The organism is Paramagnetospirillum sp. (assembly GCF_058402745.1).
Map to the genome: position 1 here is coordinate 101,740 of NZ_JBZVFI010000018.1, position 24,005 is coordinate 125,744.

Here is a 24,005-nt window from a genome sequence, read left to right on the forward strand (position 1 = left end):
TCATGCGCTTGCCCTCCCCTGCATCCAGCCGATGACCCGGCGGCGTACTCCGTCCAGCCAGAGGTCGAAGCGGCTGGGGTTCTGGATCACCTCGGCCCGCCAGAAGGAGGGGCAGAGCGCGGCGGCATGGGCCACCTCGCCGCACAACCCGCAGCCGACGCAGGACTGGATCACCGAGGCCACCGGATCGTCCCTTAACGGGTCCGGGTTGGGCTTGATGGTCAGCGAGGGACAGCCCGAGAGCCGGATACAGGCGTGGTCGCCGGAGCAGATGTCGTCGTCGATGCCGTAGCGCACGCGCACCACCCGCTCGCCCGCCTTCAGCCTGGCGGCGTCCTCGGCCTTCACCCTTCGCTGGCGGGCCAGCTGGCATTCGCCATCGGCGATGATGACCCGCAGGCCCTTGCCGGCGCCCTTGATGGCCTCCTTCAGGGTCTCGCGCATGGTGGCGACCGAGTAGGAACGCACCTTCCGCAGCCACTTCACCCCCATGACCTTCAGGGTCGCCTCGATGTCCATGGGGGTTTCGTTGCGGTGCCCCTCGGCCAGGGTGGACGGCATGAATTGCTGGCCCGTCGCCGAGGTGTAGCCGTTCTGCAGGATGACCAGCACGCCGTCGCCCTTGTTGAACAGGTTGCCGGCCACGCCCGAGATGATGCCGTTGTGCCAGAAGCCGCCGTCGCCCATCACCGCCACCGGCCGCTTGCCGGTCACCGCGCCCACCGCCGCCGAGGAGGCGAGGCTCATGCCGAAGCCCAGGATGGAATTGCCCATGGAAAAGGGCGGCAGGGTACCGAAGGAATGGCAGCCGATATCCGCCGACACATGGGTCTGGCCCACCTCCTTCTGGGCCAGCTTCAAGGCGCTGAACACCGGACGCTCGGGACAGCCGGTGCAAAAGCCGGGCGGCCGGCCGGGCAGATCCTTGTCCAGCAGGGCCGAGGCCGCCTTGCGCCCTGCGTCAATCTTATTGACGATGGCCTGGGCGGGCTCGGAACCGAGGAATTTCGCCAGCCCGGCGGCCAGCACGTCGGCGGTGTACTCGCCCGCCTGGGGCAGGCAGTCCTTGCCGTGCAGCCTCGTTTGAATGTCGGCCTGACGCATCATCAGCGACAGGGTCTGTTCCAGGTATTCCGGGGTGCCTTCCTCGACCATCAGCACCGATTGCTTGCCGGCACAGAATTCCGAAACTTCTTCCGGCACCAGCGGCCAGGTGACGTTGAGGCAATAGATGGGGATCTCGGACTTCCCCAGGGCGTCGGCGAGGCCCAGCCGGGCCAGGGCGCGCATCAGGGAATTGTAGAGGCCGCCCTGGACGATGATGCCGACGTCCGAACGGCTGCCGGGGAAGAGCTCGTTGAGCCGATGGTCGCGGATGAAGGCGCGGGCGGCGGGCAGGCGATGCGCCACCTTGGCCGCCTCGTGGGCGAAGGTGCTGGGCGGATGGGACAGCCTTCCGTAATCGAAGGCGGCGGGGGCCTGCAGCGCGGCGCCCGGCCTGTTGGCCTTGGTCCTGAAGCTGCCGGTGACGTGGCAGGCCTTGATGCGCAGTTCCACCATCACCGGGGTGTTGGACGCCTCGGACAGCTCGAAGCCCTTCTCCACCATGTGGACGATGGTGGGCAGGTGGGGGCGCGGGTCCAACAGCCACAGGGACGACTTCATGGCGAAGGCGTGGCTGCGCTCCTGAATGACGCTGGCCCCGTCGCCGTAATCCTCGCCGATGATGATCAGCGCGCCGCCGATGACGCCGGGCGACGCCAGGTTGGACAGCGCGTCGGACGCCACGTTGGTGCCCACCACCGATTTCCAGGTGACGGCGCCCCGCACGGGATAGGCCAGCGAGGCGGCCAGCAGGGCGGCGGCCCCGGCCTCGTTGGTGGCGGCCTCCACATGCACGCCCAGTTCGGCCAGAAGGTCCTCGGATTCGATCAGGACGTCCATCAGGTGCGACACCGGCGCGCCCTGATAGCCGCCCACATAGGTGACGCCCGATTGCAGCAGCGCCTTGGTGACGGCAAGAATGCCCTCGCCCCGGAAGGTCTCGCCCTCGCCTAAACGCAACAGACCGATTTCATGCTGGAACGACCGTTCGGCCATGCCGCCCTCCTTGCCGCCTTGTCATTCCGACGACCACCGGAAGGAGGAATCTCCGCCCGGCACGATTTTTCCGATTCCGCACCATCACGCCAGACGGAGATCCCTCGCGACGCTCGGGATGACAGTCGTCATATGGGAATCGACACCCAGGTATTCACCGTCCCTCGAAGCGCGGCGGGCGCTTTTCCATGAAGGCCCGCACCCCTTCGGCGTAGTCGTGGGTGCGCCCGGCCTCGGCCTGAAGATCGCGCTCCAGGTCCAGCTGGGCGTCGAGCGTATTGGCGCCCGAGCGGGCCAGGGCCTTCTTCATCAAGGCCAGCCCCTTTGTGGGCTGGGCGGCCAGCTGGGCGGCCATGGCCAGCACGACGGGCAAGAGCTGGTCGTCCTCGACGCATTGCCAGATCATGCCCCAAAGGGCGGCCTGCTCGGCGCTCACCTTGTCGCCCAGCATCATCAGGGCGGTGGCCCGCGCTTGGCCCACCAGACGCGGCAGGGTCCAGGTGCCCCCCGAATCGGGGATCAGCCCCACCTTGCAGAAGCTTTGGGCGAAGGCGGCGGATTTTCCCGCCACCACGATGTCGCAGGCCAGCGCCAGATTGGCACCCGCGCCGGCGGCGATGCCGTTGACCGCCGCGATCACCGGCAGGGGCAGGGCCTTGATGGAACGGATCAGCGGGTTGTAGCGGGCGTCGAGGGATTCCCCCAGATCGGGGGGCGGATCGCCGGGCTTGGACACCCGGTCGGACAGGTCCTGACCGGCGCAGAAGCCCTTGCCCGCCCCGGTGATCACCAGACAGCGGGTGCCGTCCTCGGCCGCATGGGCGACGGCCGAGCGCAATGCCCCGTGCATGGCCACGTTGAAGGCGTTGAGGCGCTCGGGACGGTTCAAGGTGATGGTGGTGACGTCGCCCGAGCGGGCCACCAGGATGGTCTCGGTCATTATGCGGCAACCTCCGCCAGACGGGCGCGATAGGCTTCGAGCCGGGCCCGCATGGGGCCGGGCATGGGAACCGCCTTCACCTTTTCCTGATCGGCGACGACGCAGACGAAGCTGGTCTCGAAGGAGACCTCGCCGTCGCCGCGCTTGCCCACCGTGCGGAAGTGGATGGAGGAGCCGCCCACCTTGTCCACCAGCACCGAGATGTCCACCCGGTCGCCGGGGCGAAGGGGGGCCTTGATCTCCATGCCGATCTTGACGAAGGGCGTGCCGAAGCCGTGCTCCTTGTTGATGGTGTACCAGTCATAGCCGATGACGTCGGCCATGAAGACCTCCAGCGCCTCCATGGCGTATTCCAGAAAGCGCGGCGTATAGACGATGCGCGCCGCATCCGAGTCGCCGAAATGGACCCGGCGGCGGTGGATGAAGACACCGCCCTCGATGGCCTCGATCTCCTCGAACTCAGTAGGTTTCGACATGGTAGCGCCCTTCTTCCCGCATCCTGGGCCGCAGCGCCGCCCAGTCGAGGCCATGCAGGCGGCAGATGTCGGCGAAGGCCTCGTCGCAGCCCTGCTCCATGCCCTTCAGGCCGCAGATGAACACATGGGTCTTGTCCGATTCCAGCAGGGCGGCCAGTTCGTCCGCCCGCTCGCGCAGCTTGTCCTGGACGTATTGCTTGGGCCGGTCGGGAACCCGCGAGAAGGCCAGGTTCACGTCGATCAGGCTCTTGGGCAGCTTCATCAGCGGCCCGAAATAGGGCAGCTCCTCCGGCGTGCGGGCGCCGAAGAACAGCATCAGCTTGCCCGGCGCGTCGGCGGCATTGCGGCGGCGACGCTCGGTGAAGCCCCTGAACGGCGCGGCGCCGGTGCCGGTACAGATCATGATGATGTTGGATTCCGGATCGTCGGGCATCAGGAAGGCCTGGCCGAAGGGGCCCGCCACGCTCACTTCGTCGCCCTTCTTCAGGTCGCAGACATAGTTGGAGCCGATGCCGCCCGGCACCCTTTTCACCGTCAGGGCCAGATTGTTGAAGCCGGTGCGCTCGCCCTCGCGGGGGGAGGCGATGGAATAGAGCCGGATGTTGTAGGCGCGGCCCTTGGGATCCACGCCCGGGGGCACGATGCCGATGCTCTGGCCTTCCAGGAAGGGAAAGGCGTTGTGCTGAAAGTCGAGCACCACGTGATGGATGTCGGACTCGGCGCCGTCGCCGGTGATGCGCATGTTGCCGGCGACGCGGGCCGTCACCGGCTTCTCGCGGGAATAGAGGTTGGTGTATGGCTTGGCGGCGGTGGCGGGCGGCGGCACCATCGGCCCCGTCGTCGCCGTGGCGGCGGCCAGCAGGTCGCTCACCTCCTCGGGCGGCAGGGGAGCGGCCTCGGCCTCGCCGGGGCCGGTCTCGCCCAGCGGCAATTCCTCCCAGCCGAACTGGTCGTCGACGCTCCACGGCCGGGACACCAGCAGCCAGTTGTCGATGGCCCCGGTGGGACAGGGCGAGACGCAGGCGCGGCAGAAATTGCACTTGTCGGCCATCACCACGTAGTTGTTGCGGTCGTGGGTGATGGCGTCCTGGGGGCAGGTTTCCTCGCAGGTGTTGCAGCGGATGCAGACCACCGGGTCGATGAGATGCTGGCGTTTCAGTTCCATGGCCCGGCTCCTTTTCCCTTTCGTCACCCCCGGGCTTGGCCCGGGGGTCCATGGATGGCCGGGTCAAGCCCGGCCATGACGGAGTAGTCGTTACGCAAACCGCACGTAGTCGAAATCCACCGGCTGGTTGTTGATGCCGCGGGCCGGTGGCGCGATCCAGTTGGCGAACTTGCCGGGCTGGGTCACCGCGCCGGTCATCAGCGAGGCCACATAGGCCAGGTCGGATTCCGACGGCAGCCACTCGTCGCGGCGACGGGCGAATTCTTCCGGCGAGATGACCTTGCCCGAGGGATCGACCGCGATGTCGGAGAAGTGGCCGATGGCGCGGTTGAAGGCCAGATGGGGCAGCGTCAGCTTAAAATCGATGCCGTACTTGGCGATGATCTTGTTCCAGCGCTCGACGCCCTTGGCCACGTCCTCGGCCCAGTCCAGGCGCAGACGCTCGTTCAGCGCGTTCAAGGCCGGGACCTCGATGGCCTGGAAGCCGCCATTCACGGGGTGCAGCACCGAGTAGGTGGTGTTCTCCAGCTGGTGGTCGTCGCCGATCTTGGTCTCCTCGAAACGGCCCTTGAGGCCCATGTTGTACGAGGTCGCCGCGTTGGTGGAAACTTCGGCGCCGTAGAGGTCCGAGGTCACCGAGTAGTGGAAGTTGAGGTAGCGCTGGATGGTGGGCAGGTCGATGACGCCGAACTTCCTGACGTCGTCGGTGCGGTTCTCCTTCATCACCTGGCAGGCGCGCTCGATGATGCGGCCGACGCCGGATTCACCCACGAACATGTGGTGGGCTTCCTCGGTCAGCATGAAGCGGCACGACCGGGACAGGGGATCGAAGCCGGATTCGGCCAGCGCGCACAGCTGGTACTTGCCGTCGCGGTCGGTGATGAAGGTGAACATGAAGAAGGCCAGCCAGTCGGCGGTCTTCTCGTTGAAGGCCCCCAGGATGCGCGGCTTGTCGGCGTCGCCCGAGCGGCGCTGCAGCATCTCCTCGGCCTCTTCGCGGCCGTCCTTGCCGAAATGGGCGTGCAGCAGGTAGACCATGGCCCACAGGTGGCGGCCTTCCTCGACGTTGACCTGGAACAGGTTCCTGAGGTCGTAGAGCGAGGGGCAGCACTTGCCCAAGAGGCGCTGCTGCTCCACCGAGGCCGGCTCGGTGTCGCCCTGGACGGTGATCAGGCGGCGCAGCATGGCGCGGTACTCGCCGGGCACCTCCTGCCAGGCGTCCTCGCCCTTGTGGGCGCCGAAATTGACCTTGCGGTCCTTCTCCGGCGGGGCGAGGAAGATGCCCCAGCGGTAATCCTCCATCTTGACGTGGCCGAACTGGGCCCAGCCGTCGGGCTCGGCCGAGATGGCGGTGCGCAGGTAGATTTCCGATGTTGCCGTGCCCTCCGGGCCCATCTCCTTCCACCAGTCGATGTAGTGGGGCTGCCAGGATTCCAGGGCGCGCTGCAGCTTCCGGTCCTCGGACAGGTTGACGTTGTTGGGGATCTTTTCGGCGTAATTGATCGAGGACATGACGGTTACACCCTTTCCTGATTGTAGGCTGCACGCTTGCCGGTGCCGTAGAGCTTCAGCGCTCCGCCGTCGCCGACGGCGTTGGGACGCTGGAAGATCCAGTTCTGCCAGGCGGTCAAGCGGCCGAAGATCTTGGTTTCCATGGTCTCGGGGCCGGCGAAGCGCAGATTGGCTTCCATGCCGGTGAGCGAGTCGGGGGAGAAGGCGGCCCGCTCCTCGATCATCAGGCGGATCTCGTCCTCCCAATCGATGTCGTCGGGGGTGCCGGTGACCAGTCCAAGCGTGGCGCAGGCGGCGGCGTCCAGGTCCTGGCCGATAGTGTCGCGGGCCTTAGCGACGCTGTCGGGCTCGCCCAGGAAACGGGTGGCGATGCGGCTCAACCCGTTGCCCATGGGCAGGCCGTCGAAGTTGAGCTCCGACAGGCGGATGGTCGCCGCCGGAGCCGGATTGCCCTCGAAGGTGCCGTCCAGCATGAACGAGCGGTCGCAGGCGAACAGGATCTCGGCCAGGAAGCCGGCGAAGCAGGAACCGGGCTCCACCAGGGCGAACAGGGTGCGGCTGGTGACGTCCAGACGCTTCATGGTGCGCTTCCAGTAAAGCAGGATTTCCCGCACCAGCCAGTCGGAGCCGCCGAATTTCTGCAAGCCGGCGTCGTAGCCCATCACCAGTTCGGCGTCGCCCTCGGCGCGGAACACCCAGGTGGCGACGGAAACCTCGTTGGCCCGCAGGTGCAGGATGGCGTCATCCAGCTCGCGCGCCAGGGCCAGGGGATAGAAATCGACGCCCTGGGCCTTGATGGCGGCCAGACCCTCCGGGCAGGCGGCCTTCGGCCCCTTCAGCGTGATGTTGGCCGCCCGGGTCGAGCGGTCGAAGCTGATGTCGATGTGGGGATAGCTGACGCGGTCGGCATCGATGACGCGGGCGACGGGGGACAGCACCACGCCCGTCTCGCCCGTGGGGCGATCGGATTTGGCGGCCAGCTCGGCGGCCTTCCTGGCCACCGCCGCCTTGAAGGCCGACGAGGGGACCACCTCGTCCACCAGCCGCCATTCCACGGCGCGCTTACCCTTCACGCCCTCCTCGATGGAGCAGAAGATGTCGGCCAGGTCGCGGCGCACCTTGCGCTTGTCCACCACGCGGGTGAGGCCGCCGGTGCCGGGCAGCACGGCCAGCAGCGGCACCTCGGGCAGGGACACCGCCGTGTTGCCGTCGTCCACCATCATGATGTAGTCGGTGGCGAGCGCCAGCTCGTAACCGCCGCCGGCCGCCGTGCCGCTGACCGCGCACAGATAGGTCTGGCGCGAATTCTCGGTGGCGTCCTCGATGGAGTTGCGGGTCTCGTTGGTGAACTTGCAGAAGTTCACCTTGTGGCCGTGGCTGCTGACTCCCAGCATCTTGATGTTGGCCCCGGCGCAGAAGATCTTGGGATTATTCGAGGCCATCACCACGGCGCGCACCTCGGGGTGCTCGAAGCGCAGGCGCTGCACGGCGTCGTAGAGCTCGATGTCGACGCCCAGGTCGTAGGAATTCATCTTCAGCTCGTAGCCGGGCGCCAGGGTGGACGACGGGTCCACATCCATGGTCAGCGTCGCGACCGGGCCGTCGAACGACAGCTTCCAGTGCCGGTAGCTCTCGGGGGAGGTTTGAAAGTCGATCATGGGCGTGCCGCCTCGGTTGGAATGACTGAATGCACTATAGTGCAGGTTTGGAATCGTTCGCAAGAGCAATTTGGTATTAAAGTACCGTTTTGCCGATTGCCTTGCATTATCCTGCATGTGGGGAGGAATGCTCCGCTTGTCATCCCGAGCGGAGCGAGGGATCTTTCAGCCAGAGGCGGCCGCCGATATCGCGTGAAAGACCCTTCGCCACCGGCTCAGGGTGACTGAGCGGTCAGAGGGAGACGATTGCCGCCCCCGCCATCATGGCGTCCAGCATGGTCCGGCTGCCCTGGAGGGCCGAGCGCTGCATGTAGAAGCGCAGGCCCCTCAAGCCCCCCAACTCCTCGCCGCCGCCGGCGCGGCCCGGTCCGCCATGGATGCAATGGGGCATCACCACGCCGTGGCCGGAATGGCTGGACGCTACCGAACCATCCACCACCAGCACCCGGCCGTGATGGCTGGCGATGGCGGGCACGAATTGGGCCAGGAAAGCGCCATCGCCGGAAAACACCGAGGCCGCCAGGGAACCGCCGCCCCGCTGAGCCAGCGCCACCGCCTGGTCCACGCTGTCATAGGGCATCAGGGTGGCCACGGGACCGAACACCTCGATGTCATGCACCGCATGGGCGGACAGGGGGTCGTTGCACAGCAGCAACGTCGGCGGCACGAAGCAACCACCATCGTCGTTGCCGCCACCCGCCACCACTCGGGTTTCGGTCTTCAATTGCGCCAATCCCGCCCAGGCGGCCTGGGCCTGGGAGCGGCTGACCAGCGGCCCCATGCGCACGCCCTCCGTCCGGGGATCGCCCACCACCGCCTTGGCCAGGGCGGCTTTCAGCGCCTCGACCACCGCGTCGGTACGGTCACGCGGCACCAGCACCCGGCGGATGGCGGTGCATTTCTGCCCGGCCTTGACGGTCATCTCCCGCGACACTTCCTTGATGAAGGCGGCGAACTCGGGCGTATCGGGCGCGGCATCCGGCCCCAGGGCGCAGAGATTGAGCGAATCCGCCTCCACCGCGAAGCGGATGTTGGCGGCGATGACGTTGGGATTCGAACGCAGTTGAGCCGCCGTGTCGGCCGAGCCGGTGAAGGCCACCACGTCGCCGGGCTTCAGATGATCCATCAGATCGCGCCCGCCGCCGCACAGGAGCGAAATCGCACCAATGGGCAGCACGCCCGCCGCCACCACGTCCTTGACCATCTCATGGGCCAGGAGACAGGTGGCGGTGGCGGGCTTGGCCAGGAACGGCACGCCAGCCAGCAGGCTGACCGCCGCCTTCTCCCACAAGCCCCAGGAGGGGAAGTTGAAGGCGTTGATATGTACGGCGACCCGGGCCGAGGTGGTCCAGATGTGACGGCCACGGAAGGCCTCGTCCTTGGTCAGCTGGTCGTCGGAGGCCTCGGCCAGGATGCGGGAATCGCCCAGCTTGCGCCCGATGGAGGCGTAGTATTTGAGAGTGCCGATGCCGCCATCCACATCGAGGGCCGCATCGACGGCGGTGTTGCCGGAATTGGAGAGCGCAATGGCGTTGTAGCGCTCGCGGTTCTCGGCCAGAACGCCCGCCACCGCGTTGATCAGCCCGGCGCGCTGGGCGAACGTCAGCGCCCGAAGCGCCGGCCCTCCCGTGTCCCTGGCGAAGGCCAGCGCCTCTTCCATGTCCAGACCGTCGCCGGAGGCTGTGGCGAGCACCTCGCCGCTGATCGGGTCCTTCAGCTGCGCGCCCGAACCGGCGCCGTCCTGCCAACGCCCGGCGAGATAACTCTGCAAACGGATCATGGGATCATCCTATGGATTTGACGAAGCGCGTGATGGCGGCAAGCGTCGCCACGGGCTGGTCCTTGTGGGGGGAATGACGGCAGCCGTCGAGCAGTACCACCTCGGCGCCCGCCCCGGCCTTGGCCGCGATGGATTCGTACTGGACGTGGCTGCCGTACTCGTCGTCACGGCCCTGGATCACCATCACCGGCACCTTGATGCCGGGCAGGAACTCTTCCAGGTTCCATTGCATGAAATCGGGATCGAGCCAGGCACCGTTCCAGCCCCGGAAGGCGCAATCCACGTTGTCGTGGTGCAGCTTCATCAGCCGCTGGCGCAAATCGCCGCTCTCGTACGCCACCTTGGCCTTTTGGATCGAGGCGACGCAGATCTCCTCGTTCATCACGTGGGGGGCGAGACAGACCACGCCCCTGACCTCGGGGGCGGGCGTGCCGCCGGCATGGATCAGCGCGATGGAGGCGCCGTCGGAATGGCCGATCAGCACCACCGGTCCCAGCTTCAGGTGATCGAGCAGGCGGGGCAGGACGTCCAGACCCTCGTGATGCATGTAGGTGAGCGGGCGCGGCAGATCGACGGGGCTGGAACGGCCGTAGCCCCGGCGGGAATAGATGAACACGCCACATCCCGTCGCCTCGGCCACATGATCGGGGAAATCGCGCCAGATGCCCACCGAGCCCAGGCCTTCGTGCAGGAAGACCAGGGTGGGCCGGCCCGGGGTCCGGGGATGGACCCAGCGGTATTCCAGCCGCTGGTCGGACAGCTCGATCAGGCCGTGCGGATGCTCGCGCCACATGCCCCGGGCCTCATTTCGGCCGCGAGAAATCGATCTGCCCGTCGGGCAGCAGATAGAGCACCAGGGCGGCGCCCTCGGTCAGGGTCGGGCGGTGGACGGAATCGGGGGGATAGACCAGCCAGCCGCGCGGCGCGCCATCGAACTTGGCGTCCTTGTCGATGGACATGATCATGTCGATCTCGCCCAGGGGGTGGCGATGGCGCGGCCCAACCACGTCCTTCATGTGGACCACGTCGATGGAAAAGCCCGACAGCTGATCGTCGGCCTCGGCGACGCGGCCGTAGCGGATGCCGCCATGCTCGTTCTCGCACATCCAGCCTTCGTCCACCGCCTTGTGGCAGGCCGCCTCGATGGACTTGAACACCTCGCCGTCGGCGGGGAAGCGGGCGCTGAGCACGTCGCGCAAGGAAGCATCCACCGGCAGCCCGGCGATGGAAGAGGTTACCTGCGCCACCAGCGCCTTGAATGCGGACTTGGACACGGCCGATCGCTCCCATGAAGATGAACGACCGGAACTATATCACCGCACTTGCGGACTTAGAAGCATTATAATGCATAACAGGTTTCCACCTGTCATCCCGAGGTGAAACCCACGGGTGTCCGGTTCAATTCGGCCAGCACTGGTCTCTTGCCTTGCCCAGGCTTGGTTTGAGATGGCTCCACCGGAATGGGGATACGGAAAAGCCTCTTCAACCACCAAGACACCAAGGACACCAAGAGGACAGAGCGGATCGCCCCGCCCAACCTCACCGTCATGGCCGGGCATCGTCCCGGCCATCCACGCGGATCCGCTGGAATGCCTTATGAAACAATAGTCCCTGCGGATGGGCGTGGATGCCCGGAACAAGTCCGGGCACGACGCACCTGGAATGTCCTCTTGGTGTCCTTGGTGTCTTGGTGGTGAAAAAACCCGTCCGCCAGAACCCAGGCAATTGAACCGGACAGCAGTGGGTGAAGCCGAGGGATCTCCGCCTGAAAAGCGGTGCCGGCACTGAAAAGCCGGCCCAGGATGAGATCCCTCGCATCCGCTCGGGATGACAGGCCTATTTGCCGGAAGGGGAAAGGCGAACGGCGGAGACCTTCAGTTCGGGGATCTTGGCCACCGGGTCCAGCACCGGGTTGGTCAGCAGATTGGCCGCCGCCTCGGTGAAGCAGAAGGGCATGAACAGCGCGCCGGGCGCGAGCCGCGAATCGGCCGCCGCCACCGCCTCGACCGCGCCCCGGCGGCTTTCCAGCCGCACCATGGCGCCCTCGTCCAGCCCCAGGCGGGCCATGTCCACGGGACAGACATTGACCGCCGGCACGCCTTGCAGGGTGTCGAGCACGCCCGAACGCCGCGTCATGGAGCCGGTGTGCCAATGCTCCAGCACCCGGCCGGTGGACAGCAGGAAGGGGTAGTCGGAATCGGGCGTCTCGGCGGGCGCCAGCCCCGAGGCGGGAACGAGGCGCGCCTTGCCGCTGTCGGTGGGGAAGACGTCGTCGAACAGGATGGCCTTGCCCGCCGGATAGGTGATGCCGCCCTCCGCTTCCAGCCGCTCCCAGGTGATGCCGGAAAGCGAGCCCATCAGGCCGCGCATCTCGTCGAACACCGCCTTGGGCCCGTCATAGGACCAGGGCAGGCCCAGGAGCCGTCCCATCTCGACGATGACCCACAGATCGGAGCGCGCCTCGCCCGGCGGGGCGATGACCTGGCGGCCCATCTGCACGTGGCGGTCGGTATTGGTGAAGGTGCCGGTCTTCTCGTAGAAGCTGGAGGCGGGCAGCACCACGTCGGCCAGCATGGCGGTCTCGGTGAGGAAGATGTCCTGGACCACCAAATGCTCGAGACCGGCCAGCGCCCGCCGCGCGTGGTCGAGGTCGGGATCGGACATGGCGGGATTCTCGCCCTCGACATACATGCCCCGGATGGTGCCGGACTCGGCGGCCTTCATCATCTCGACCACGGTCAGGCCGGGAACGGAATCGAGGGGAATGTTCCAACCGGCTTCGAAACGACCCCGCGCCGCCGCCATCCCCACCCGTCCGTAATCGGGCAGCATCATGGGGATCAGCCCGGCATCGGAGGCGCCCTGGACATTGTTCTGGCCGCGCAACGGATGCAGGCCGCTGCCCGGCCTTCCCACCTGACCGCACAGCAGGGCCAGCGCGATCAGGGCCCGCGAATTGTCGGTGCCGTGGCTGTGCTGCGACACCCCCATGCCCCACAGGATCATGGCCGAGGAGGCGCGGGCGTAAAGGCGCGCCACCGCCCGGATGGTGCCGGCATCGATGCCGCAGATGGGGGCCATGGATTCGGGCGAATAGGCCTTCAGGTGCCGGGCCAGTTCCTCGAATCCGGTGGTGCGCGCCGCCACGAAATGGCGGTCGTACAGCTCCTCGGCGACGATGACGTGCAGCATGGCGTTCAGCAGCGCCACGTCGGTGCCGTTGTTGAACTTGAGGTGATGGCTGGCGAAGCGGGTCAGCGCCTGTCCCCGGGGGTCGAGGATCACCAGCCGCGCCCCCCGCTTCACCGCGTTCTTGATGAAGCTGGCCGCGACGGGATGGTTGGCGGACGGATTGGCGCCGATCAGGATGATCACCTCGGCGTTGGCCACCTCGGCCACCGGCGCGGTGACCGCGCCCGAGCCGATGCCTTCCAAGAGCGCCGCCACCGAAGAGGCGTGGCACAGCCGCGTGCAGTGATCCACGTTGTTGGAGTCGAAGCCGGTGCGCACCAGCTTCTGAAACAGATAGGCCTCCTCGTTGGAGCCCTTGGCCGAGCCCAGCCCCGCCAGCGCCGCCTTGGGCAGCCGCTTCAGCCCCGAAGCCGCGAAATCCAGCGCCTCCTCCCAACTGGCGGGGCGGAAATGGGTGAAGGGATCGGCCGGGTCCATCAGCTCCTTGGGCGCCCCCGCCTTGCGGATCAGCGGCACCGTCAGGCGCTGGGGATGGCGGGAATAATCGAAGCCGAAGCGGCCCTTGACGCACAGGCGCTCGTGGTTGGCGATGCCGTCGCGTCCCGTGGCGGCGACGATCTCGTCGCCCCGAACATGGTAGGTGAGCTGGCAGCCGACGCCACAATAGGGACACAGCGAGTCGACGCTGCGCTCGGCCCGGACCGGCCCGGCGGCCGGCAGCAGCGCGCCCGTCGGGCAGGCCTGGACGCATTCGCCGCAGCCGACGCAGGAACTGGCCCCCATGGGGTCATCGAAGTCGAAGGTGACGCGGCTCCCCGCCCCCCGTCCGCTAATGCCGATGACGTCGTTGACCTGGACCTCGCGGCAGGCCCGGAGGCAGAGCGTGCAGTGGATGCAGGCGTCGAGGCGCACCGCCATGGCGGGGTGGGAGGCATCCAGGCGGATCGGCTGGGCGGTGGGCGCGAAGCGGCTTGTCTCCACCCCCACCGCCCTGGCCCAGCCGAGGAAGGCCGAATCCGGATCGGGCGAGACATGGTCGGCCAGCAACAGCTCGAACACCATGCGCCGAGCCTTTTCCACCCGCTCGCCCCGGCTCATCACCACCATGCCGGGGGTGGGCACCCGGCGGCACGAGGCGGCCAGGGCGCGCTCGCCCTTGATCTCCACCACGCAGGCGCGGCAATTGCCCTCGGGCTCGAAGCCGGAACGATCGGTGTGGCAGAGGTGGGGCAGCGTGGCCCCCAGACGCTTGGACACCTGCCAGAGGGTTTCGCCCTCCGCCGCCTCGACCTCGGCTCCGTCCAGGGTGAAGCGGATCATGGCGCCCGCCCCCTCATGTCGTCCTGAGGCAAAGCCGAAGGATCTTTCATCCACGGACGGCACCGATGACGCCTGAAAGATGCTTCGCTGGCACTCAGCATGACAAGACCTCCGGGAAGTGCCGCAACAGGCTCTGCCAGACATTGGGGGCCGCCTGCCCCAACCCGCAGATGGAGGCGTCGCGCATGACCGCCGCCAGATCATTCAGCAATTCGGCCTCCCAGCGGGGGCGGGCCAGCAGATCAACCGACTTGGCGGTGCCCACCCGGCAAGGCGTGCACTGGCCGCAGCTTTCATGGGCGAAGAAGCGGGCCAGATCCAATGCCGCCGCCCGCAGATCGTCGGCCTGGGAGAACACCACCACCGCCGCCGAGCCGATGAAGCCGCCATGCTCCTCGATGGCGCCGAAGGCCAGCGGCGGCTGCAGCCGGGCGGGCAGGAAGCCGCCCGAGGCGCCGCCCGGCAGGTAGGCGGCCAGGGTGTGGCCCGCTTCCATGCCGCCGCAGAATTCATCGATCAGTTCCGAGACGGTGATGCCGTTGGGGGCGATCCTGACGCCCGGCTTGCGCACCCGGCCCGAGACGGAATAGGCGCGAAGTCCCTTGTGCCCGTTGCGGCCCTCGCGGGCGAAAAACTCCGCCCCCTCGCCCAGGATACGGCTGACCCAATAAAGGGTCTCCACGTTGTTGACCAGGGTGGGCCGCCCGAACAGCCCCACCTCCGCCACATAGGGCGGACGCTGACGGGGCAGGCCGCGCTTGCCTTCCAGGCTTTCGATCAACGCCGATTCCTCGCCGCAGACATAGGCCCCGGCGCCCCGGCGCAAATGGACGGTCACGCCGCCGGGCAGTTCGCGGATCAGCCCGGCCAGCAGCGGGCGGAGGTCGGAATACTCGTCGCGGAGATAGATGTAGGCTTCTTCGGCCTCCACCGCCCAGGCGGCGATCAGGGCGCCTTCCAGCACCCTGGATGCGTGGTTCTCCAGGAACCAGCGGTCCTTGAAGGTGCCGGGCTCGCCCTCGTCGGCGTTGACCACCATCAGGCGCGGTCCCGGTTGCGCCGCGACACTGCGCCACTTGCGGGCCGTGGGAAAGCCCGCCCCGCCCATGCCGCGCAGGCCCGCCTTGTCCAGCTCGGCCAACGCCTCGTCGCGGGGCAGCTCGCCCGACAGGCAGCGGGCCAGGACGGGGTAAGCGGCATCGCGCCCCAGCCCTTCCCCGACTCCCGGCGGGGAGGGGCTGGGAAGGGGGGAGAGCACGGCGGGGGCGTGGTCGCAGCGGCCGATGCAGGGCACGTCCTCCACCACCGCGCCCTCGGGCAGGGGGAGGGGACGCATGGCGCAGGACGGGCCGGTGCAGCGTCGCACCACGGCGCGGGGCGGCGTCTCGTCGTCCCCCAGCAGGCGGAAATGGGCGTAGAAGGTCGCCACCTCCTGCACCTCGGCGGGGGCGAGGCGCATCTCCTCGGCCAAGGCGGCGAGATGGCGGCGGTAGAGCCCCCCGAAACGGTCCTGCAGGACGTGCAGATTCTCGATCAGCAGGTCTCGGCGGCGGAAGTCAGCCGGCAGCAGGGCGAGGATCTCGGCCACGGATTCGGGCGAGGCGGCGGCGGGGCCGAGACGGCGGTGGGTGCGGGGGGCGGCGCTCATGCCATGCACTATAGTGCATGCGGGGAAAGAATCACAGTCCCAGATGCGGGGCGCACAGGCGCGACAATTCCTCGACGCTGTCGCCGATGGCGCGGCCCGAGGTGTTGAGCACCGCGTCGGCCCGGCCGTAAAGGTGGCGCCGCGCATCCAGGATGGTGCGCAGATCCTCCATGGCCGCCATCTGCTGGCCGGCGATGGGGCGGAGATCACCCTGGCCCATGACCCGGCGCATGTGGTCCTCTGGGCTGGCCTGGACCCAGATCGTGAAGCACGATTGCAGCAGCAGTTCGAAGGTGCGCGGCTCGGAGACCAGGGAGCCGCCGGCCTCCAGCACCATGGAGGGATGGCCCTCCACCGTGTTTTCCAGGGCGGAATATTCCAGCTTGCGATAGCCCTTCTGGCCCATGGACAGCAGGATTTCGGTCATGTCCATGCCGGCCAGCTGCTCGATCACCGAGGTGATGCGCACGAAGGGGGCGCCGAAGCGTTCGGCCACCGCCTGGCCCAGCGTGGTCTTGCCCGCGCCCCGCAGGCCGATCAGCGCCACCCGGCGCTTGAGCTTCAGGCCGCGCTTGAAGTTCTGGCGCAGCAGGACATAGGCCTCGGATTGCTGCTCGGGCGTCAGCTGGTCGAGGAATTTCTTGGCCAGCGGCAGGTCGGGGTGACAGGTCTCGGAATCCGCCTCGATCATCTCGGTGATGGGGGTGTCCATGGCCTGGGCCAGCAGCCACAGGATATTGACGCTGACATTGGCCTGCCCGCCCTCCAGTTGGGCAAGGTAGCGTTCGGAAATGCCGGCATGGTTGGACAGGTCCTTGCGCGACATGCCGCGCCTGGCGCGGAAGCGCTTGACCCGATCCCCCAGCCGTCTGGCGAGCACGGCGAATTCCGCCTGTTCGACCATGTCTCCCGGTCCCGAACCTTAGTTTTACCCGACCCTTAGTGAAGCACGGGAGTGCCGGATTGGCTAGAGCGGACATGCACTATGATGCTGGATTCAATTCATGTCACGCCCTCAGGCGCCGGGCGCGGCCGCCTAGGCGGTGCGGCCCCTTGGGCCTAACCCGCTCTTCAACGAAGCGCGGGCGTCAGACCCGCCACAACCCGAACGGCACCACCTTGTTGCCCACGTCGTGGCCGATATCGGCACGGCCGAGCCAGGCGATGCCGGACCGCCGGCACCAGGCCCGCGCCACCTCTTCCTCGGTCTGGCCGAAATCGGGGCGGTTGGCGGGAATGTCGGAGCAGCGGCCCAGCTTCAGCCCCGCCACCTCGCGCATGGCCGAACTGCTGGTCAGCTGGAACAGGTCGCGGTCGATGCGGTACATGTATTCCGACACCTCCTCGACCATCAGCACATGGCCCGACAGATCGGGCTGCCAGGGGGTGCCCAACAGGTGGCACAGGATGGTGAGGTTGAAGGCGGCCGCCGGCACTTCCGCCGACAGGGACGGCTCCAGCGCCTGGGGATTGCGCTCCACCAGGAAAGTCAGGGCGCGGGCCACCGCCGCCTCGCCGCCGGATCGGATGACGTCCACCGGCATGGGGCCGTGGGCGAGGCGGGAAAAGCCCCGCCGATACATGGCGCCCAGCAGGGAGCCGGCGTCGGAATAGCCCATGTAGAGCTTGCGCCGCGCCGCGTCGGTCAAGGCGGGCAGCACGGCCTCGATCAGGCGGCAGGCGCCGTAGCCGCCACGGGCGAACCACAGGGCGTCCAGGCTCTGGTCATTGGCGGTCTGGACGAAGGCGGCGGCGCGGCTTTCGTCGCTGCCGGCGAAATGGCCGCGGCTCTCGAAGCACTGGGGATGGAAGACCAGTTCCACCCGCCCGGCGGGATAGAGTCGGTCGGCGAGCGCCGTGACCCGTTCGGCCACGTCGCGGTCGATGGCCGAGCCCGGCGCGACGATGCCGATTCTGGTCCTGGCCTCTCCCATGTCCGCCGTCCCCCTTGCCCACCGGAGCGGCGAATTGTAGCCTCCGGCCATGGAGCACGACACCCCCTATTTCTTTTGCGGCATCGGTGGCAGCGGCATGCTGCCCCTGGCGCTGATCGTCCGGGCGCGCGGCAGTTCCGTGGCCGGATCGGACCGCTCGCTGGACCAGGGGCGCCTGTCGCCCAAGTTCGAGTATCTGAGGGGGCTGGGCATCCGCCTGTTTCCCCAGGACGGCAGCGGCCTGACCGATCCGGCCCAGGTGCTGGTCACCTCGGCGGCGGTGGAGGACACCGTCCCCGACGTGGTGGCGGCCCGCGCGCTGGGCGCCGCCCATCTCACCCGGCCGCAATTGCTGGCCCGCCTGTTCAATCAGGCGGCCATGCCCATCGGCATCGCCGGCACCAGCGGCAAGTCCACCACCACCGGCATGCTGGGCTGGATTCTCGAGCGCTGCGGCCACGGGCCCACGGTGATGAACGGCGCGGTGATGAAGAATTTCATCCGCCCCGACTCGCCCTTTTCCAGCGCCCTGGTGGGCACTGGGCCGGCCTTCGTGGCCGAGGTGGACGAAAGCGACGGCTCCATCGCCAACTACACCCCCCAGGTGGCGGTGGTGAACAACATCGCGCTGGACCACAAATCCATGGAGGAACTGCGCCGGCTGTTCGCCGATTTCACCGCCAAGGCGCGGGTGGCGGTGCTCAACCTGGACAACGGCGAGACGGCGGCCCTGGCCGCCACGCTGCCGGCGGACCGGGTCAGGACCTACAGCCTGTCCGATCCGGCTGCCGACCTCCTGGCCGACGACGTCACCCCCGCTCCCGATGGCGTCGGCTTCACCGTGCGGGAAAAAGGGGGAGCGGCGGCGAAGGTCAGGTTGCTGGTTCCCGGACGCCATAACGTCGCCAACGCCCTGGCCGCCCTGTCGGCGGCCCGCGCCGCCGGACTGGGCCTGGAGGACGCCGCCGTCGCGCTGGGCGAGTTCACCGGGGTGCGCCGCCGCCTGGAGACGGTGGGGACCAAGGGCGGCATCACGGTGATCGACGATTTCGCCCACAATCCGGACAAGATCACCGCCACGCTGGCCACCCTGCACGACTGGCCGGGCCGGCTGCTGGTGATGTTCCAGCCCCACGGCTTCGGGCCGCTTCGCCTGATGAGGAACGAATTCATCGCCTGCTTCGCCGAGAATCTGGGGCGCGACGACCTGCTGGTCATGCCCGACCCGGCCTATTTCGGCGGCACGGTGGACCGCTCGGTGACCAGCGCCCACATCGCCCGGGGAATCGGCCGCCGCGCCCTGGCGCTGGGCGAGCGCGCCGCCTGCGGCGATTTCCTGGTGGAAAACGCCCGGCCCGGCGACCGCATCGTGGTGATGGGCGCCCGCGACGACACCCTGTCCCAGTTCGCCGAGGAGATTCTCGGCCGCCTCCCATCCCGTCAGGCCTGATCCTCATGAAAATCGCCACGATCGCCTCCGAGACCCTGGGCATCCTGTCCACATTGTCCCTCAACGCGGCCCCTGTCCTGGCGGGGCTGGCGGTTGTCGCCTGCGGCATCCTGCTGGGCGTCGCCCTGCTGCGCCGCGCCGACCCGGCCACCGCCTTCGCCGCCGGCATGGGATTCTACGTCCTGCTCCTGACCTCGCTGGGCGTGGCGGGCATCAGCCTGAAGGTCGGCATGGCCCTGGCCGCGGCCCTGGCCCTGGCCGCCGCCTGGTTCCGCCGTGACGAGGTCAGACCCTGGCTGCGACCGGCTCTGACCGTCCTGCTGTTGCTGCTCCCGTTGCTGTTGCTGCTGTCCGACCGGCGCGGATCGGAATGGGACGAGTTCAGCCACTGGCTGCACGCCTTCCGCTATCTGGCGACCCATCACCGCCTGCCCGGCGGGCCGGACGCCCCCGTCATCGCCAGCTGTTGCGCCGCCTATCCCTATGCCTGGCCCATGGTGGGCGAAGCGGCCATGGCCCTGATCGGCTTTTCCGAGGCGGTCCCCGCCCTGCTCAATACCCTGGTCCTGGGGCTGTTCGCCATCCTGCTGGGACGCCTGGCGGCGGATGGGGCCGGAATCGGCCGCCCGGGCCTGGGCCTATGGGCCGCCGCCCTGCTGTTCGCCACCCTGCTGTCGCCGTCCTTCGTGCCCAAGCTGGCGTTTTCCGCCTATGCCGACGTGATCACCGCGTTCCTGGTCGCCACCCTGGTCCTGGCCGCCGAGCGCCTGAGCACCGGCGACGAGGACCATGACGGACGCTGGCGCTGGGGAATCGCCTTCGGCCTGATCGGCGGAGCGGTGCTGGCGGTCAAGCCCGGCAATGCCGCCCTGCTCGGCTGCGCCCTGGGAGCGGCGCTGCTGATGACCGTGCGCAGCCGGGGCTTGGGCGCCCTGACCGGCCGGGAATGGCTTCCCGCCTTGCTCCTGCCGCTGCTGTGCGCCGGATTGTGGCGCTGGCATGTGGGCCAGTTCCTCAGCGGCCAGGAGATGGGCGTTCGCCCCTTCGCCGACTGGAACATCCATCTGATCCCCGCCATCATCAAGGCCATGGCCAGCGTCGCCAGCCAGAAGGGCGGCCATTTCGGCCTGGGTCTGGTGGTGACGGGCTTCGGACTGGTGGGCCTGGTCCGCTGCCGCGACAGGCTCGACCGCCTGTGCGCCGTGGCCGGCATGCTGTTCATCGGGTACAACCTGTTCCTGCTGACCACCTATGTGGCGGTGTTCGGGGCGCAGGACGGACTCAACGTCATGTCCTACTGGCGCTACAACACCCATGTGGGGCTGGCGGTGACCCTGCCCGCCGCCATGCTGGCCGGGCGCTGGCTCGGGCGGTTTGCCGGCCGGGGGTGGATGAAGGCCCTGGGCACCGCGGCAATCGTCCTCACCCTCGCAGGCCCGCTGGCCACCGCCTGGTATGTCCGCTTCGACCTGGACCCCATGAAGATTCATTACCGCCAGACCCTGCGGCAGCTCCCCGGCCTGGTGCCGGCCGGAGCCACCATCGAGGTGATGGACCCCCACGGCAGCGGCCTGTCGCAGGTGATGGCCATCTACGAATGGAACGACAGGCGGCGCTTCAGCCGCGGGTTCTCGGCTTTCAGCGTGGGCGATCCCCTGGCCTGGCTGAACGCCGCCCCCACCGACTGGGCCATCGTCCTGTCGGGCCAGGAGCGGCTGGGCCTTGCCCCCGCCGATGGCGCCCTGCTGGTTCACCGCGAGGGGAGTGGATGGCGCGTGGTGGAGGTCTTCCACTATCCCGGCCACAAGATTCCAAGGCAGTGGCCGTAAACGGAAAGGGCGGAACGGTTTCCCGTTCCGCCCTTGGCCGTGAAGACAACCGGCGCTACTTGGCGCCCATGATGTCCACATAAGCGATGCCGGCGGTGGCGCCGATACCGATCTGACCGCCCAGGCCGACGGGGACCAGGACGAAGTCGTTGCCGACGCCGACCAGACCCGCCTGCGCCGCCAGGCCGAGGCCCACGGTCACCGAGGCCTTGGCGCCGACATAATAGCCCTGCAGGCTGTTCTTGTCGGTGGCGGTGCCGCCGATCACCAGATAGGCCATGCCGTCCATGTGCTCGATCTCGAGATCGATGCCGAACAGGATGCCGCTCTTGCCGGTATACTTGGACGGGCCGCCGACACCGTTGTACTCGCAGGCCACCGGATTACGGGAATGGAGCACATAGGTAACGCCGGCGCCGGTCTTGCTGCAGGTCAGCACGCCAAGGACCACGCCACCCTCGGCGCGGGCCTCGTGGCCGAACGCGAACAGCGCCGCCAGAGCCACAACAGTCGAAGCAATCCACTTTCTCATCGACCCCTCCTTATTCTGCCTGTCCTGCGCTCGCTGCCGCAGTCGTGCCAGAATTCCTCCACCGACCACGGAACGCGGACATTGGGAGTATGGCATGGATTCCTGCGATGGGAAGGGGAATGCCTTGCCTTATTGTAACATTTACAAGTCAATCCTTGTTGCGGCGCAACAGACCTACGCCCGACAATTGAAGCGGTCGCCGGTTCGGCACCCGTCCATCCAATCGCGGCAGGCGGCGGCGGTTGCGGCGCCCTCGGGCGGAGCCCAGGCGGCGAAATCGGCCTCGGGGGTGGGCCGATAAGGGCCGGGCTTGACCTCCACCACCAGGGTTCCCGCCATCCCGGACACCAGGGAATGCCAGGTGCCCGCAGGAATTTCCACCAGCCGGGCCGCGTCCTCGGCCAGTTCGACGCGTTGCCGCAGCGCGCCATCATCGGCGAAGGCCAGCAGCGAGGCCCGGCCGCGCAACAGCACGAAGGTCTCGAACTGGGCGGGGTGGCGGTGCGGGCGGATATAGGTTTCCGGCTCGAAGGCGATCACCATGCGCTGGACCGGGTCCGAGGACTCGGCGTGCAGGTTGATGTTGAGCCGCCGCCGGGGCAAGTCGGCGGCCTGGGCGGAAAGCCCGGCCAGTTCATGGGCGTCGATGACCCTCATGGGCGCTTCTCCCTTCGCTCCAGCAGCTTGAAGATGGGCGGCGCCAGCATGATGACCATCACCACCCGGACCACGTGATGGGTGGAAACGAAGGCCACGTCCTGGCCCAGAGCCAGCGCCACCAGGCACATCTCGGCGATGCCGCCCGGCACGAAGGCCAGCAGCAGCAGGCCGAAGGACAGCTCGCCCCACCCGGCCAGCAGGGCGGCGGCGCCGGCCGACAGCATCAGCATGATGGCGGTGGCGCCCATGGCGGGGCGGGCCATGGCCGCCATCTCGCCCCACGACAACCCCCGGAAGCGGCAGCCGATGGCGGCGCCGGTCACCACCTGGGCCAGCACCACCAGCTCGGCCGGCGGGCGGAAGGCGGTCAGCCCGGCCAGATGCAGTCCGGCACTGGCCAGCATGGGGCCGGTCAGCATCCAGGCCGGCAGGCGGGCCAGCCGGGCGAGGACGGCGCCGGCCAGGGCCGATCCCAGCATGACCAGGGCGTCCAGGCCGCCCAGATCGGCGAGCCGCCCCATGCTCTCGGCCATGGGCGCCGAGTGGACATGGGCGATCAGCCGATAGCCGAACGGCACGGTGAAGACGATCAGCAGGATGCGCAAGGAGTGGGACAGCGCGATGGTGCGCTCGTCGCCGCCCAGCGCGCCGCCGGTGATCACCATCTCGTTGATGCCGCCCGGCGCGGCGGCGAAAAAGGCGGTGACCCGGCTCATGCCGGCGGCGCGCCGCAGATAGAGGGTGACCAGCACCGCCGTCGCCGCCATGGCCAGCAGCAGGACCGCCAGGGAATCGCTCCACGCCCCGATGCGCCCCAGCAATTCGGGGGAAAAGGCGCTGCCCAGCATCAGGCCGAGCACGGCGATCATCACGCCGCGCAGATTGGCCGGGATTTCGGGCCTCAACCCGCCGAGCGAGGCCAGGGTGGTGGCGGAAAGCGCCCCCAGCATCCACGGCAGCGGCAGGTCGAGGACGGAAAACAGGCTTCCGCCCAAGGCTCCCAGACCCAGGGTAAGCGCCCAGGCACGGACCCTCATCATCACGGCAGGAACTGCTCGGTGATGATGCGCTCCTCCAGATTGTGCTCGGGGTCGAACAGCAGCACCAGATCGCAGGAACGGTCCTCGCGCACCTCCACCTCGACCACGTCGCGGGCCTCGGTGGAATCGGCCACGGCGCTGACCGGGCGCTTGCCCGCCTCCAGCACCTCGAACACCACCTTGGCGGTGTGGGGCAGCAGGGCGCCGCGCCAGCGCCGGGGACGGAAGGCGGATATGGGGGTCAGCGCCGCGATGCCGGCGCCGAGCGGAATGATCGGCCCGTGGGCCGACAGGTTGTAGGCGGTGCTGCCCGCCGGGGTCGACAGCAGGATGCCGTCGCAGATCAGCTCGTCCATGCGGATCTTGCCGTCGATGCGGATGCGCAGCTTGGCCGCCTGCCGGGTCTCGCGCAGCAGGGAGACCTCGTTGATGGCCAGGGCGTCCACCTCCTCGCCCGAGGCGCAGCGCGCCTTCATGCGCAGCGGATGGAGAATCACCTGCTCCGCCTTGGACAGCCGCTCGATCAGCCCGTGCTCGCGGTAGATGTTCATCAGGAAGCCGACGCTGCCCCGGTTCATGCCGTAGATGGGCACCCGGCGGGCCACGAAGCGGTGCAGCATCTCCAGCATGAAGCCGTCACCGCCCAGCGCGACGATCAGGTCGGCCTCCTCGGGCGGCACGTGGGGATAGCGATTCCGCAATCGGGACAGCGCCGCCTGGGCGGCCTCGGTCTCGGCGGCGACGAAGGCGATGGAGTTGAAGGTCATCC

Annotated in this window: 19 protein-coding genes; 2 read left to right on the forward strand and 17 right to left on the reverse strand. The window is 68.1% G+C overall.

What is annotated here, in order from left to right:
• From ACV4UZ_RS16410 to ACV4UZ_RS16470, 13 genes are all read right to left on the reverse strand, one after another.
• On the reverse strand, window positions 1-2,100 hold the full coding sequence (locus ACV4UZ_RS16410; RefSeq protein WP_491601861.1) for a thiamine pyrophosphate-dependent enzyme: 2,100 nt from the start codon (window positions 2,098-2,100) through the stop codon (window positions 1-3).
• A gap of 154 nt (window positions 2,101-2,254) precedes the next feature.
• The gene (gene paaG, locus ACV4UZ_RS16415) at window positions 2,255-3,040 is read right to left on the reverse strand and encodes a 2-(1,2-epoxy-1,2-dihydrophenyl)acetyl-CoA isomerase PaaG (protein ID WP_491601862.1); all 786 of its coding nucleotides are present in this window, start codon (window positions 3,038-3,040) and stop codon (window positions 2,255-2,257) included.
• Complete coding sequence (locus ACV4UZ_RS16420; protein ID WP_491601863.1) at window positions 3,040-3,516, reverse strand: acyl-CoA thioesterase; 477 nt, start codon at window positions 3,514-3,516, stop codon at window positions 3,040-3,042. Before ACV4UZ_RS16420 ends, paaG begins: the two co-directional genes overlap by 1 nt.
• Window positions 3,500-4,681, reverse strand: a complete 1,182-nt coding sequence (gene boxA / locus ACV4UZ_RS16425; RefSeq protein ID WP_491601864.1) for a benzoyl-CoA 2,3-epoxidase subunit BoxA — start codon at window positions 4,679-4,681, stop codon at window positions 3,500-3,502. Before boxA ends, ACV4UZ_RS16420 begins: the two co-directional genes overlap by 17 nt.
• Before the next feature lie 90 nt (window positions 4,682-4,771).
• Complete coding sequence (gene boxB / locus ACV4UZ_RS16430) at window positions 4,772-6,193, reverse strand: benzoyl-CoA 2,3-epoxidase subunit BoxB (RefSeq protein WP_491601865.1); 1,422 nt, start codon at window positions 6,191-6,193, stop codon at window positions 4,772-4,774.
• Window positions 6,194-6,198: 5 nt separating this feature from the next.
• Window positions 6,199-7,851, reverse strand: a complete 1,653-nt coding sequence (gene boxC / locus ACV4UZ_RS16435) for a 2,3-epoxybenzoyl-CoA dihydrolase (protein WP_491601866.1) — start codon at window positions 7,849-7,851, stop codon at window positions 6,199-6,201.
• Between the two features lie 232 nt (window positions 7,852-8,083).
• Complete coding sequence (locus ACV4UZ_RS16440) at window positions 8,084-9,631, reverse strand: 3,4-dehydroadipyl-CoA semialdehyde dehydrogenase (protein WP_491601867.1); 1,548 nt, start codon at window positions 9,629-9,631, stop codon at window positions 8,084-8,086.
• 4 nt (window positions 9,632-9,635) lie between these two features.
• Complete coding sequence (locus ACV4UZ_RS16445) at window positions 9,636-10,424, reverse strand: alpha/beta fold hydrolase (RefSeq protein ID WP_491601868.1); 789 nt, start codon at window positions 10,422-10,424, stop codon at window positions 9,636-9,638.
• Window positions 10,425-10,434: 10 nt separating this feature from the next.
• Window positions 10,435-10,905 carry a 4-hydroxylaminobenzoate lyase gene (locus tag ACV4UZ_RS16450; RefSeq protein ID WP_491601869.1) on the reverse strand — a complete coding sequence of 157 codons (471 nt, stop codon included), beginning with the start codon at window positions 10,903-10,905 and terminating at the stop codon, window positions 10,435-10,437.
• Between the two features lie 562 nt (window positions 10,906-11,467).
• Window positions 11,468-14,143, reverse strand: a complete 2,676-nt coding sequence (gene fdhF / locus ACV4UZ_RS16455) for a formate dehydrogenase subunit alpha (RefSeq protein WP_491601870.1) — start codon at window positions 14,141-14,143, stop codon at window positions 11,468-11,470.
• A 94-nt stretch (window positions 14,144-14,237) separates the two neighbouring features.
• Complete coding sequence (locus ACV4UZ_RS16460) at window positions 14,238-15,791, reverse strand: NADH-ubiquinone oxidoreductase-F iron-sulfur binding region domain-containing protein (RefSeq protein ID WP_491601871.1); 1,554 nt, start codon at window positions 15,789-15,791, stop codon at window positions 14,238-14,240.
• A gap of 31 nt (window positions 15,792-15,822) precedes the next feature.
• Window positions 15,823-16,695 carry a helix-turn-helix transcriptional regulator gene (locus ACV4UZ_RS16465; RefSeq protein WP_491601872.1) on the reverse strand — a complete coding sequence of 291 codons (873 nt, stop codon included), beginning with the start codon at window positions 16,693-16,695 and terminating at the stop codon, window positions 15,823-15,825.
• A gap of 184 nt (window positions 16,696-16,879) precedes the next feature.
• Window positions 16,880-17,725, reverse strand: coding sequence for an LD-carboxypeptidase (locus ACV4UZ_RS16470; RefSeq protein ID WP_491601873.1), 846 nt, complete (start codon window positions 17,723-17,725; stop codon window positions 16,880-16,882).
• Between the two features lie 49 nt (window positions 17,726-17,774).
• On the opposite strand from ACV4UZ_RS16470, the gene ACV4UZ_RS16475 reads away from it, so the two are divergent.
• Together ACV4UZ_RS16475 and ACV4UZ_RS16480 are read left to right on the forward strand one after the other, a co-directional pair.
• Window positions 17,775-19,175: a Mur ligase family protein gene (locus ACV4UZ_RS16475; RefSeq protein WP_491601874.1), complete on the forward strand. Its 1,401-nt coding sequence runs from the start codon at window positions 17,775-17,777 to the stop codon at window positions 19,173-19,175.
• 5 nt (window positions 19,176-19,180) lie between these two features.
• Window positions 19,181-21,004, forward strand: a complete 1,824-nt coding sequence (locus tag ACV4UZ_RS16480; RefSeq protein ID WP_491601875.1) for a hypothetical protein — start codon at window positions 19,181-19,183, stop codon at window positions 21,002-21,004.
• A 55-nt stretch (window positions 21,005-21,059) separates the two neighbouring features.
• Here the strand turns inward: ACV4UZ_RS16480 and ACV4UZ_RS16485 are convergent, their stop codons facing one another.
• The 4 genes from ACV4UZ_RS16485 to ACV4UZ_RS16500 all read right to left on the reverse strand — a co-directional run bounded on the left by ACV4UZ_RS16485 (window position 21,060) and on the right by ACV4UZ_RS16500 (window position 24,003).
• Window positions 21,060-21,536 (reverse strand): DUF992 domain-containing protein, encoded by a 477-nt coding sequence (locus ACV4UZ_RS16485; RefSeq protein WP_491601876.1) that lies wholly within the window; start codon window positions 21,534-21,536, stop codon window positions 21,060-21,062.
• A gap of 174 nt (window positions 21,537-21,710) precedes the next feature.
• On the reverse strand, window positions 21,711-22,193 hold the full coding sequence (locus tag ACV4UZ_RS16490; RefSeq protein ID WP_491601877.1) for a WbuC family cupin fold metalloprotein: 483 nt from the start codon (window positions 22,191-22,193) through the stop codon (window positions 21,711-21,713).
• The gene (locus ACV4UZ_RS16495) at window positions 22,190-23,236 is read right to left on the reverse strand and encodes an AbrB family transcriptional regulator (RefSeq protein ID WP_491601878.1); all 1,047 of its coding nucleotides are present in this window, start codon (window positions 23,234-23,236) and stop codon (window positions 22,190-22,192) included. The genes ACV4UZ_RS16490 and ACV4UZ_RS16495 overlap by 4 nt, the downstream gene beginning before the upstream one ends.
• Window positions 23,236-24,003 carry an NAD kinase gene (locus ACV4UZ_RS16500; RefSeq protein ID WP_491601879.1) on the reverse strand — a complete coding sequence of 256 codons (768 nt, stop codon included), beginning with the start codon at window positions 24,001-24,003 and terminating at the stop codon, window positions 23,236-23,238. Before ACV4UZ_RS16500 ends, ACV4UZ_RS16495 begins: the two co-directional genes overlap by 1 nt.
• Window positions 24,004-24,005: the final 2 nt, after the last annotated feature.

Coding starts and splice junctions, on each gene's coding strand:
- ACV4UZ_RS16410 (WP_491601861.1), bottom strand. CDS start 2,100: ATGGCCGAACGGTCGTTCCAGCATGAAATCGGTCTGTTGCGTTTAGGC.
- paaG (WP_491601862.1), bottom strand. CDS start 3,040: ATGACCGAGACCATCCTGGTGGCCCGCTCGGGCGACGTCACCACCATC.
- ACV4UZ_RS16420 (WP_491601863.1), bottom strand. CDS start 3,516: ATGTCGAAACCTACTGAGTTCGAGGAGATCGAGGCCATCGAGGGCGGT.
- boxA (WP_491601864.1), bottom strand. CDS start 4,681: ATGGAACTGAAACGCCAGCATCTCATCGACCCGGTGGTCTGCATCCGC.
- boxB (WP_491601865.1), bottom strand. CDS start 6,193: ATGTCCTCGATCAATTACGCCGAAAAGATCCCCAACAACGTCAACCTG.
- boxC (WP_491601866.1), bottom strand. CDS start 7,851: ATGATCGACTTTCAAACCTCCCCCGAGAGCTACCGGCACTGGAAGCTG.
- ACV4UZ_RS16440 (WP_491601867.1), bottom strand. CDS start 9,631: ATGATCCGTTTGCAGAGTTATCTCGCCGGGCGTTGGCAGGACGGCGCC.
- ACV4UZ_RS16445 (WP_491601868.1), bottom strand. CDS start 10,424: ATGTGGCGCGAGCATCCGCACGGCCTGATCGAGCTGTCCGACCAGCGG.
- fdhF (WP_491601870.1), bottom strand. CDS start 14,143: ATGATCCGCTTCACCCTGGACGGAGCCGAGGTCGAGGCGGCGGAGGGC.
- ACV4UZ_RS16460 (WP_491601871.1), bottom strand. CDS start 15,791: ATGAGCGCCGCCCCCCGCACCCACCGCCGTCTCGGCCCCGCCGCCGCC.
- ACV4UZ_RS16465 (WP_491601872.1), bottom strand. CDS start 16,695: ATGGTCGAACAGGCGGAATTCGCCGTGCTCGCCAGACGGCTGGGGGAT.
- ACV4UZ_RS16470 (WP_491601873.1), bottom strand. CDS start 17,725: ATGGGAGAGGCCAGGACCAGAATCGGCATCGTCGCGCCGGGCTCGGCC.
- ACV4UZ_RS16475 (WP_491601874.1), top strand. CDS start 17,775: ATGGAGCACGACACCCCCTATTTCTTTTGCGGCATCGGTGGCAGCGGC.
- ACV4UZ_RS16480 (WP_491601875.1), top strand. CDS start 19,181: ATGAAAATCGCCACGATCGCCTCCGAGACCCTGGGCATCCTGTCCACA.
- ACV4UZ_RS16485 (WP_491601876.1), bottom strand. CDS start 21,536: ATGAGAAAGTGGATTGCTTCGACTGTTGTGGCTCTGGCGGCGCTGTTC.
- ACV4UZ_RS16490 (WP_491601877.1), bottom strand. CDS start 22,193: ATGAGGGTCATCGACGCCCATGAACTGGCCGGGCTTTCCGCCCAGGCC.
- ACV4UZ_RS16495 (WP_491601878.1), bottom strand. CDS start 23,236: ATGATGAGGGTCCGTGCCTGGGCGCTTACCCTGGGTCTGGGAGCCTTG.
- ACV4UZ_RS16500 (WP_491601879.1), bottom strand. CDS start 24,003: ATGACCTTCAACTCCATCGCCTTCGTCGCCGCCGAGACCGAGGCCGCC.